Annotated in this window: 6 protein-coding genes and 1 pseudogene; 1 reads left to right on the plus strand and 6 read right to left on the minus strand. The window is 58.0% G+C overall.

Annotated features, from left to right (window positions below; translation table 11 throughout):
• A pseudogene (locus tag ACIOWA_RS27050) lies at window positions 1–846 on the plus strand (ribonucleoside-diphosphate reductase subunit alpha); the annotation flags it as partial.
• 357 nt (window positions 847–1,203) lie between these two features.
• On the opposite strand, the gene flgE reads toward ACIOWA_RS27050, so the two are convergent.
• From flgE to ACIOWA_RS27080, 6 genes are all read right to left on the minus strand, one after another.
• The gene (flgE, locus tag ACIOWA_RS27055; protein WP_221733037.1) at window positions 1,204–2,517 is read right to left on the minus strand and encodes a flagellar hook protein FlgE; all 1,314 of its coding nucleotides are present in this window, start codon (window positions 2,515–2,517) and stop codon (window positions 1,204–1,206) included.
• A gap of 30 nt (window positions 2,518–2,547) precedes the next feature.
• A complete protein-coding gene (flgD, locus tag ACIOWA_RS27060) occupies window positions 2,548–3,267 on the minus strand; it encodes a flagellar hook assembly protein FlgD (protein WP_221733038.1) in 720 nt (239 codons plus the stop codon).
• A gap of 15 nt (window positions 3,268–3,282) precedes the next feature.
• Entirely contained in the window at window positions 3,283–3,726 is a 444-nt protein-coding gene (gene flgC / locus ACIOWA_RS27065) for a flagellar basal body rod protein FlgC (RefSeq protein WP_003227217.1), read from the minus strand.
• Between the two features lie 3 nt (window positions 3,727–3,729).
• Window positions 3,730–4,137: a flagellar basal body rod protein FlgB gene (gene flgB / locus ACIOWA_RS27070; protein WP_339430859.1), complete on the minus strand. Its 408-nt coding sequence runs from the start codon at window positions 4,135–4,137 to the stop codon at window positions 3,730–3,732.
• Window positions 4,138–4,418: 281 nt separating this feature from the next.
• A complete protein-coding gene (gene cheR, locus ACIOWA_RS27075; protein ID WP_221733039.1) occupies window positions 4,419–5,246 on the minus strand; it encodes a protein-glutamate O-methyltransferase CheR in 828 nt (275 codons plus the stop codon).
• Between the two features lie 48 nt (window positions 5,247–5,294).
• Window positions 5,295–6,224 carry a chemotaxis protein CheV gene (locus tag ACIOWA_RS27080; protein ID WP_401162834.1) on the minus strand — a complete coding sequence of 310 codons (930 nt, stop codon included), beginning with the start codon at window positions 6,222–6,224 and terminating at the stop codon, window positions 5,295–5,297.
• Window positions 6,225–6,268 lie beyond the last annotated feature (44 nt).

The following is a 6,268-nucleotide window of genomic DNA, read 5'->3' on the forward strand; positions in this document are numbered from 1 at the left end:
CGCTCGTCAGCCAGGTCGATGGAAGCGGTCAGCTACTACGCGATCCAGGCGTCCTGCGACCTGGCTGACGAGCGTGGCGCGTACGAGACGTTCCAGGGTTCGCTGTGGTCCAAAGGCATCCTGCCGCTGGATTCGCAACAGATCCTGATCGAAGCCCGTGGCCAGAAGTACATCGATGTCGACCTGAACGAAACCCTCGACTGGGCACCGGTTCGCGCCCGTGTACAGAAAGGCATTCGTAACTCCAACATCATGGCCATCGCACCGACCGCGACCATCGCCAACATCACCGGCGTCTCGCAGTCGATCGAACCGACCTACCAGAACCTGTATGTGAAATCGAACCTGTCGGGCGAATTCACCGTGATCAACCCGTACATGGTTCGCGACCTCAAGGCTCGCGGTCTGTGGGACTCGGTCATGATCAACGACCTGAAGTACTACGACGGTTCGGTTCAGCAGATCGAGCGCATCCCGCAAGAACTCAAAGAACTTTATGCGACCGCGTTCGAAGTGGACACCAAGTGGATCGTTGACGCCGCCAGCCGTCGTCAGAAGTGGATCGACCAGGCCCAGTCGCTGAACCTGTACATCGCTGGCGCATCGGGCAAGAAGCTCGACGTGACCTACCGCATGGCCTGGTACCGTGGTCTGAAAACCACTTACTACCTCCGTGCCCTGGCCGCGACCAGCACCGAGAAGTCGACCATCAACACCGGCAAGCTGAACGCTGTTTCCAGCGGCGGCAACCACGGCGACGATTCGGTTCTGGCGGCTCCTGCCGGTCCTGCGCCAGTGCCAAAGGCTTGCGCGATCGACGAGCCGGATTGCGAAGCTTGCCAATAAGCTGAGCTGATTCAGGCGTCGCGAGACACCTGAACGAGAAACCCCCGACAGACCTCTGGTTTGTCGGGGGTTTTCTTTTGGGCGAGGAAAAAATGACACGGAGTACATCTGACGGAGATTGGTTGGCTTTCAGGCCGCCTTCGCGAGCAGGCTCACTCCTGCAAAAGAGCAAAAACCAATCGCACGCATCTCACCACTCAACAGGATGAGTGTTAGCTCGGCGACAGACTTTCACCTCCAAGTCACCCGCATGGTCACCACAGCCATGCTGGGTGCGCTTGCGCGCAACGCGCCATGCCTGGCGCACAAAAAAAAGCCCCTCAAACGAGGGGCCCCTTTCACAAACCAAAACCAGAATCAGGTCATCTGAATAATGGTCTGCATGATAGTGCTCTGGGTCGAAATGGTCTTGGCGTTCGCCTGATAGTTGCTCTGCGCCTTGATCAGATCCACCAGTTCATTGGTCAGGTTAACGTTCGATTCTTCCAGCGAGTTCGACACGATCGAACCCAGCGTCCCGGTCTTCGGAGCATCAACCCCAGCCACGCCCGACGCGAAAGTCTCCTTCCAGCGCGTACCACCAATCGGCTGCAAGCCCTGCTCGTTAGCGAAGCTGGCTACCGCCACCTGACCAATAGCCTTGGTCTGCTGGTTGCTGAAGTTGGCGGTCATGACACCGGTCGAATCGATGGTCAGACTGGAAATCTGGCCAGTGGCGTAACCATCCTGATACTGCGCAGTACGCGCGGTAGGAGAATTGAACGAAGTGGTCAACGTCATGTTGAACGCGATACCGGCCGGGTTGGCCACAGAACCATTCGGGCCCCAGGTCACTGGCGTAGTCGCCGGGTTGGTCACAACGCCCGGCACCCAACCCGTCATGGTCAGGGTGTTGCCGTTCTGAGTCCAGCCAGCGCCCGCGGTCACGGTATTGATCGTGCCGTCGGAGTTGAAGGTGATGTCGTGGGTCAGCGGCGTCAGGGTGTTGTTGGCCGGATCCGATGGCGTACGACCATCCATGTAGGTGTAGACGCTCCAGGCATTGGTACCCGTTTTCACGTAGTACTGATCCATGCGGTGCTCGTTACCCTGAGTATCGTAGACCGGAGTGGAAATGGTCTTGTTGTAGCTGTTCAGATTGGTTGGGCTGAACGGGGTCACGGTAGGCTTGATGTCTTCCGAGTTCAGGTTCATGGTCTGGTCGATCTTGGTCGTCGCATTCGGCTTGAGGGCCGAAGTGTCGATCTTCAGATCAGTCAGCACACCGCTGATGATCTTGCCGTTGGCATCGACGCCATAGCCTTGCAGACGGTTGCCGTTGTTATCGACAACGTAGTTCTGAGCGTCGGTCTTGAACGCACCGGCACGGGTGTAGCTCAAGGAACCGTTATCACTGAGGATGAAGAAACCATTGCCCTGGATACCCATGTCCAGCACGTTACCGGTGTTGTTCACGTCACCCTGGCCGAACTGCTGGGAAACGTTGGCCAGACGCACGCCGTTACCAACGGTCTTGCTGCCGGTACCCAGGCGCGTGGCCGAGTACACGTCTTCGAATTCTGCACGGGACGCTTTGAAACCGGTGGTCGCAACGTTGGCGATGTTGTTGCCGGTCACATCCAGTTGCTTGTTGGCAGCATAGAGACCGCTAAGGCCGATATTGAAAGACATATTCCACTCCTTTGTGCCGGTTAGTCGGCTCTATATACCAATGGTTTGTACTTTGGACAGCGCGACGCTGCCCAAACCTGCCAGGTTCAGCATCAACTCACCGCCGGTCTGGCTGATGGTCACGCTGTTAACGGTCGCTGGCAGATAAGTGATCAGCGAAGTGGCCTGACCGTCGTAAGTCGCGTTGGCGGTGAACGTGTAAGTGCCCGCGTTCGCGACCTCACCGGAAGCGTTCTTGCCGTCCCAGATGAAACTGGCGTTACCGGCGTTCTGGGTGCCCATGTCGAGGGTGCGCACGACCTTGCCATCGGCATCTTTGATCGTGACCGAAACAGCCCCGGAAGACGGAACCACCACCGTGCCGTTGAGGCTCTTGCTGGTATCAACCACTGCCTTGTCGGTCTGGGCGATGACCGAGCGGCCCACCAGAGACGACGCCTGCAATGCTTGCGAGGAGTTGTAGTTGCCGGCAATGCCGCTGACGGTGTCGTTCAGCGTGGTGATGCCTTCCAGACTGCTGAACTGCGCCAATTGGGCGACGAATTCGCTGTTGTCTTGCGGGTCGAGCGGGTTCTGGTTCTTCAGTTGGGTAACCAGCAGTTGCAAAAACGCATCTTTGCCCAGGGCCTTATTGCCGGCGGCACTGTTGGTGGCCGCAGCCAGACCATCAGCGGTCGTGCCGGTCTTGACCGAGGAGTTGGCCAGAACGTCCTTGATATTTACGCCGCTGGTGGAATCGGAAACACTCATGGCAGTCGCCCCTTATTACTGACCGAGGGTCAGCACCTTCTGCATCATGGTTTTGGCGGTGTTCATCATTTCGGCGTTGGTCTGGAACGACCGGCTCGCGGAAATCATGTCAGCCATTTCTTCCACCACGTTGACGTTCGGGTAGTAAACGTAGCCCTTGGCGTCGGCGGCCGGATGGTTCGGCTCGTAGCGCGCTTCAAGGTTGCTCTGGTCTTCGACCACACCGAGCACCTGCACGCCTTGACCGGCGGCATCCTGGCTCTGGAACAGCGAGTTGCTGCCGCTGTTCTGGCCACCCTGGAACATGGTGGCGAACACCGGGTGACGGGCGCGGTAGGTCTGGTCGATGCTCGACGAGACGGTTTCGGCGTTGGCGATGTTCGACGCCACGGTGTTCAGACGCGTGGTTTGTGCGCTCATGCCGCTGCCGGCAATGTTGAAAACGCTGGACAGGGACATGGATTACTCTCCGCGCAGGGCTGACACCAGCCCTTTGAATTTGCTGTTGAGCAGGGTGAAGCTGGCCTGGAAGCCGACCGCGTTTTGCGCGTAGTTCGACTGCTCAAGCTGAGCATCTACGGTGTTCTGGTCGATCGAAGGCTGCATCGGCGTGCGATACATCAGCGACTCGTCGCCATTGCCCAGGCCTTCAGCTTCGATGTGACGGCTGTTCGTCATGTTCAGGGCGATGGTGCCGTTGGCGTTCTTCTGGGTCTGTGCTTCAAGCACTTTGGAGAAGTCCAGATCCCGAGCCTTGTAGTTCGGGGTATCGGCGTTGGCGATGTTGTTGGCCAGCACTTCGGCACGCTGAGCGCGGAAGCCCAATGCCTTTTCGTGAATGCCGAGCGCTTTATCGAAGCTGATGCTCATGTCGGGAACCTTCGGGTGACCGGTTTTTCGTAACTGAGCTTTAGCAAGCGCCGTGCCAACGCGAGAAACCCCCGAAAACCGCACCTTTGCGGGGATCAGGCAAAGCGGCAATGCCAGAAAAGCGGCAAACGACTTCCGCTGGCTGCCGCTTTTCTGCCGCTTGCCCTCCCCTCCCACCCACACCACAGCTCCACTGTGGGAGCGGCGACCTCGTAGAAACGCCAGGCACAAAAAAACGGGAGCCCCTGCGGACTCCCGTTTTTGTGTTGCCGATTTGCAGATTACTTGGCCTTGTAAATGATCCCCGGGCTGCACTGGACCATCTGGTAATGATCCGGCAAACCGTTCAGCGCTTCGGAAGCGCCAAGGAACAGATAACCACCCGGTTTCAGCGTGCTGTGAATGCGCAACAGAATGTCTTTCTTCACTTCAGCAGAGAAGTAGATCAACACGTTGCGGCAGAACACGATGTCGAACTTGCCCAGGCTGGCGTAACTGTCGAGCAAATTGAACGAGCGAAACTCCACCCGGTTCTTGATCGGTGCCTTGATGACCCAGCGCCCAGGTCCTTTCGGATCGAAAAAACGCTGCAGACGATCGGGGGACAAACCGCGACCGATTGCAAGGCTGTCGTACTCGCCAGTCTTGCAGTTGTTCAGCATGCTGCCCGAGAGATCGGTGGCAACGATCTGCACGCCCATCTTCAACTGGCCAAGGTTGACGCGCTCGAACTCATCGATAGACATCGAGAGCGAGTACGGTTCCTGACCCGACGAGCAGGCTGCCGACCAGATCCGCAGACGCTGGTTGGGACTGGCCTTGATGGCTTCGGGCAGCACCTTGTTCTTCAAGACTTCAAACGGATAGGTGTCACGAAACCACAGGGTTTCGTTGGTTGTCATGGCATCGACGACCTGCTCGCGCAAACCACTGCGCGGCTGGGTCTGGATGCGCTGAACCAGCTCACCCAGGGACTTGATACCTTGCTGCTCCATCAGTTTGTTGAGACGGCTCGAGACCAGGTACTGCTTGTTTTCACCGAGCAAAATGCCACAGGCTTTTTCCAGGAAGACCCGGAACTGTTCGAAATCCAAATTACCCGTAGACAAATTGATGCCGCCTCTTAAATCGTGTTGACCGCCAGGGACAAAAGGTCCCTAGCTGATATCTGCTGCTTTGATCCGGTCGACTACCCGGGATGCCAGGTCATCAGGGCGGAACTTGGCCAAAAAGTCATCGGCACCGACTTTCTTGACCATCGCCTGATTGAATACCCCCGACAACGAAGTATGCAGGATGATATGAAGCTTTTGCATGCGAGCGTCGCCGCGGATTTCAGCCGTCAGCGTGTACCCGTCCATCTCCGGCATCTCGATGTCGGAAATCATCATCAGGAACTCTTCTTCCGGCTTCTTGCCCTCGTCGACCAGCTTGCGCAGGTAATCCAGCGCCTGCTTGCCGTCGTTCAACGCCACGACTTCAACGCCGATCGTCTGCAGGCAACGCGTGACCTGCTTGCGCGCCACCGACGAGTCATCGACCGTCAGCACCCGCAGCGACAACGCCTTGGTCTGCGTCTCGACATCGACCACACCGACCGAAATCGCTTCCGGCGTCGGTGCAACTTCCGCCAGCACCTTTTCGACGTCGATGATTTCGACTAACTGATTGTCCACCCGAGTCACAGCGGTCAGGTAATGATCGCGCCCGGTGCCCTTGGGCGGTGGATGGATCTCCTCCCAGTTCATGTTGACGATGCGCTCCACCGAGCGAACCAGGAAACCCTGGGTCTTGGTGTTGTACTCCGTGATGATCACGAACGGATTTTTCTTGTCTTTCAACGCCCCGGAACCGGTCGCCATTGCCAGATCAAGGATCGGAATGGTCGCCCCCCGAATATTCGCCACCCCGCACACGACAGGACTGGACTTGGGCATCAGCGTCAGTTGCGGGCATTGCAGCACTTCCCGAACCTTGAACACGTTGATCCCGTAGAGCTGCTGACCGTCGAGACGGAACAACAACAGCTCCAGGCGATTCTGCCCTACCAGTTGCGGGGGGGGGGGGGGGGGGGGGAGGGATAACAGCCCCCCCCCCCCCGGCGCCCCCCACCCCACGAGGGGGGGGGGGT

Source organism: Pseudomonas sp. NPDC087614, from assembly GCF_044743485.1.
GTDB lineage: Bacteria > Pseudomonadota > Gammaproteobacteria > Pseudomonadales > Pseudomonadaceae > Aquipseudomonas > Aquipseudomonas baetica_A.

Bases quoted from the DNA above. Each gene is read 5' to 3' on its own strand.
- flgE (WP_221733037.1), bottom strand. From the start codon at position 2,517: ATGTCTTTCAATATCGGCCTTAGCGGTCTCTATGCTGCCAACAAGCAA.
- flgD (WP_221733038.1), bottom strand. From the start codon at position 3,267: ATGAGTGTTTCCGATTCCACCAGCGGCGTAAATATCAAGGACGTTCTG.
- flgC (WP_003227217.1), bottom strand. From the start codon at position 3,726: ATGTCCCTGTCCAGCGTTTTCAACATTGCCGGCAGCGGCATGAGCGCA.
- flgB (WP_339430859.1), bottom strand. From the start codon at position 4,137: ATGAGCATCAGCTTCGATAAAGCGCTCGGCATTCACGAAAAGGCATTG.